The following is a 4069-nucleotide window of genomic DNA, read 5'->3' as shown; positions in this document are numbered from 1 at the left end:
GAGTATCCCAGCGAATTACGCCGTAGGCGCCCGGTCTTCTGGCGCTAGCGCAAGTTCGTCGTCCGGCGGAGCGAAATGATCGAGCCCGATCTCCCGGTAGCCAGCGCCAACCAGTGTCTCGGCGACAGTTGCAGCCTGTTCGGCGCGAAGATCGCCGTCCGGTAGACCTGCCTGCTCGATTAGGCGCTGATTCTTTATCACGGAAGGAATATGCGCGTATCCGAACACCGCAAGCCGGTTGGGGCGCATGGCGACCGCAGCCATCGCGGTCTGGATGCAGGACTGCACAGTCTGTTTCGGTAGACCGAAGATGAGGTCGAAGTTGATATGGCCAACGCCATGCCGGCGGAGATTTTGGACTGCAGCGGCCGTCTGCACCTTACTCTGGATCCGATTGATCGCCTTTGCACATCGGGATCAAAGCTCTGCATCCGATGCTCGCGCGGTTGACACCGTTAGCTGCCAGGGCTTCGGCCATTTCCGGTGTGAACGTTCGGGGATCGATCTCCACGGCGATCGCAGCAGTTTTGCTGAAAGCGAAGTGGCGGCGTAGAAATTCCATCAGCGCCAAGTGCTCGGCTGGCCCGATAAGGTGAGGCGTTCCGCCGCCGAAATGCACATCGCTCACCGGCAGCCCTTGCCGCACTTGCTCCGACACCAAACTGATCTCCTGACGCAGCACCGCTAAATAATTAAGGATCGGGCCGTTGCGACGGATGACCGCGGTAGGGAAGCCGCAATACCAGCACATGGATCGGCAAAACGGAATGTGGAAATAGAGCGACACCGATTCGTCGGCCGGGAGGCCCCCCAGCCATTCCTCATAATCGTCAGCACCAACTGCCGCAGAGAAGTCTGGCACAGTCGGATAGATGGTATACCAAGGCGGCCGGGGGTCCCGGTACTTTGTCAGGATTGAGGTGTGCAAGGAGCTGTCATCCCACGTCGCTCATCCATCATTCTTTCGTTGCGCGCTCGTCCTGGTCTCTGACCTAAGTCAGTGCGTCCCGCTTATGTCGCAGTCTCGTTTGGACAGGATGGGGTCAACCACGCCGGGGAGCGCGCGTGCCATGGTTGCGCCTGAGGTGATGGTGCGGTGCCGCATTCAACGTCTGAGTACGTGACGCCAGTGCAGTGTGCTTGAGGCGTCTGCGGAAGAACTTTGCAATGCGAAATTCATGTCCGACGCAACGGACCTGTCAAGCCTCGTTCAGACGCCATCCAGGTCCAGCCAGCGGCCTTCCCTGCCGGCCGAAAAACCATACCGGCTTTAGCCACCGAGACGCTCTAAAGCTGACGTCGGCTCATTTGATGAAAGGAGGACGCCGCTAGGGGGTGCACAAGGTTCCCCGGCTTGACGTCGCTTCGAGCGAAGAGCGGTGTGGCTTGTCGTCAAGCGCCGGGCAGCGTGCCCCCTACCGATATCCCGAAAAGATCGACCAAGATGGCCATGCCGACGCCACACGCGGTCTGGATGAGGCCGACCATGAAAATGCGATTGGCGCGTTCGTAGATGGGGCGCCGCAAGGAACTCATGTCGAGCAGCATGGACAGCGCTCTCATCTGCAGTGCGATGCCGAGCAGGATCGGCACTACGGCGAACAGATCGTAGAGTTGCCATGGCAAGGGGTTCGCGGCCCAATGAGTGAGGAAGCCGAGGGAAAAGGCAAGCAGGATACCCACGGCAGTGATTGTGCCGTTGCGGAAAATGGTCTCGATCGGTTCTTCCTTCGGATCGTGCTCGTCCAAGCGGCTTCCTTTCGTTGCTCTTTCCGTCGAGACTAAGTTCTCGAGAATACTGTTCATCGCCAATTACTCGAGGCGAGCCGTAGGCAGCCGTTTCAGGGTGCGCTCCCTCTCGCTTCCGGCCGCGCAATGTACCTGCACGGCGAACTTACAGCGGCGAAAAGGTGCTGCGGCCACCATGCGACGCCTCGGACGTGCACGCCCTCTGTTCCTGGCGCAGCCCTTGCGGAGCGTACGCGCAGTGATCCTTCTCGGTAGCGGATGGCGCGGCCTCCGTTGCGGTCAGACGGGAAGCCGTCGCTGTTAAACGAGACTGTCACATATCGAACATGGCGAACCGTGTCGCACATTTCTTTTCGCAGTGACCCTCAAAAAAAGTGATTCCAGCGAGACGAAGGCGCGTCGGCCCGATTTTGGTGTCGGCCGCATCTACGCTTCAGGTTGGCATGTCGCTTGCTGCTCTATTCGGAGAGCTGCAGCGGTCCGACCGGAGTGTTTCACATGTAAACGATAATGAATCTCCTAGCAGAAAACACTATTATAAGTACATGTGGCTTTTACGCTGGCTCACCTCTCGTGTCAAGCGCTTTGGCGTCCACATATTGGAGACAACACGCACAAAATTTAGAGGAAAAGCTTGCTCTTTCGCCTCTATCCTTTTTATTCCTTCATGGAGATCTAGACATGTACATCAAGAGTCCTCTTCTCGGCTTAACTGCTCTGATGACCATTTCCGTCGGTCGAGCAGCTGGCGCCGAGCGGGAACCGGCCGAGTACATCAAGATCTGCGACGTCCTCGGCTCGGGATATTCCTATATTCCCAACACCGAGACCTGCCTGCGCATCGGCGGCTATGTCCGTTACGATATCGGCCTGGGTGACGTCCGATCGTATGACAGCGCAAGAACCTCGGACGTGAGAACTGGCGAGGACCAAGGCACTTGGCGAAACAGCACACGCTTCACGTTCAAAACTTGGACCGGCCAGCAGACCGAGCTCGGCGCGTTGACGACCTATACCGAAACCCAGGTGAATTTTGGCAACAGCGCTAACTCGCATGACAGTCCTCAGAACTATGATTTCAACAGCGGCCTCGCACTGGCTTCTGCCTGGGTCGAGCTGGGAGGCCTGCGAGTTGGCAAGGAGGGGTCGGCCTTCGATACGTTTGCAAGCTACGCTGGCAACGTTCTCGATAGTATGCTCGTTCCGTCGGCCGGCTTCGACACCAACGTGGCTCAGTACCACTTCGACGCCGGCAACGGCATTTCGACTGTGATTTCGCTCGAACAAGGATCGGGCTCAGCCGGTACTATCGACAGCTATATTCCGCACGTTGTCGCCGGCTTGAAATACACGCAAGGCTGGGGCTCGATCATCGGCGTCGCGGCTTATGACAGCAATTACGAAGCTTTTGCCGGCAAGATCCGCGTCGACGTCGCTGTCACAAACCAGCTGTCGCTGTTTGGACTCTTCGGCTACGGTTCCAATGCCAGTCTCAACGAGGACTCAAACGGCGCAATTGCCAATCATGGGCGCGGCTCGTACAAAATCTGGAACGGCCAGTGGGCTTTCTGGGCGGGCGCCACCTACGAGTTTGACGAGAAAACTTCGTTCAACCTTCAGGTCTCGGGTGATCAGCTCAAGGATGCTGGTGTGGCTGCAAACGTCGCCTACATGGTCGTTCCCGGCTTCACGGTCACAGCCGAGGTCGATTACGACCACTACGGCAACTCTGGCCTCGGCCCTGCCGAGCCTACCGCCGTCAAGGGCACGAGCAAGCCGAACAGCGTCGGCGGCATTCTCCGCTTACAAGGCTCATTTTGAAATCTCTCCAGTCGCGAGCATGGCAAAGGCACTTGCCTCGACAACGCACGCATGGAGAGCTTCGTTCGCCATCTTGAAGTCTGCATCGACCGTCCACGGCCCATCGTACCAACTAGAAACTGAAAGTTATGAGCCCTGTGTACTACACCTAGCCCTTGACCTGCCCGATGAACCGGCCAGGGGCCGTCAGTTCAAATTCGGGGCCGTTTAGAGGGCAGTGTGAGGCCGTGTTAGGTAAGCGCCACTGCAATGTCGAGGCCGCGACACGCCTGTCGCTTTGGACGGCTGGAATTGCCCTTCGCGGCGCCATTCATTCTCTCAACATTTACGTGATAATGCACGCTGAGTCCGAGCCGCGTGGCAGCACCCATCCTAGGTGTGAGCTTTCGAGAGGTTGTCCATTCGGACCGGACCGAGGAGACTGGAGTTACCACGCTTCAGCATCCATCGGAGGGTCCGAATGAACATCCACAAGAATGCCCGTCTCACACCGCTGCGT

The 4069-nt window shown here is 58.0% G+C and carries 2 protein-coding genes and 1 pseudogene; 1 reads left to right on the top strand and 2 read right to left on the bottom strand.

All coding sequences use genetic code 11. The features are described from left to right. Positions 1-928, bottom strand: a pseudogene (locus ENZ74_RS24265) (radical SAM protein); the annotation flags it as partial. 464 nt (positions 929-1392) lie between these two features. Beyond that, positions 1393-1749, bottom strand: coding sequence for a hypothetical protein (locus ENZ74_RS24260; protein WP_024505577.1), 357 nt, complete (start codon positions 1747-1749; stop codon positions 1393-1395). A 681-nt stretch (positions 1750-2430) separates the two neighbouring features. Here ENZ74_RS24260 and ENZ74_RS24255 point away from each other — a divergent pair. Next, on the top strand, positions 2431-3570 hold the full coding sequence (locus ENZ74_RS24255) for a porin (RefSeq protein WP_063169258.1): 1140 nt from the start codon (positions 2431-2433) through the stop codon (positions 3568-3570). Positions 3571-4069: the final 499 nt, after the last annotated feature.

The organism is Mesorhizobium sp. M7A.F.Ca.CA.002.15.2.1 (assembly GCF_003998715.1).
Lineage (GTDB): Bacteria > Pseudomonadota > Alphaproteobacteria > Rhizobiales > Rhizobiaceae > Mesorhizobium > Mesorhizobium ciceri.
Note: the sequence above shows the minus strand (reverse complement) of the source record. Positions and strands in the feature narration are given on the sequence as shown.

Bases quoted from the DNA above. Each gene is read 5' to 3' on its own strand.
- ENZ74_RS24255 (WP_063169258.1), top strand. From the start codon at position 2,431: ATGTACATCAAGAGTCCTCTTCTCGGCTTAACTGCTCTGATGACCATT.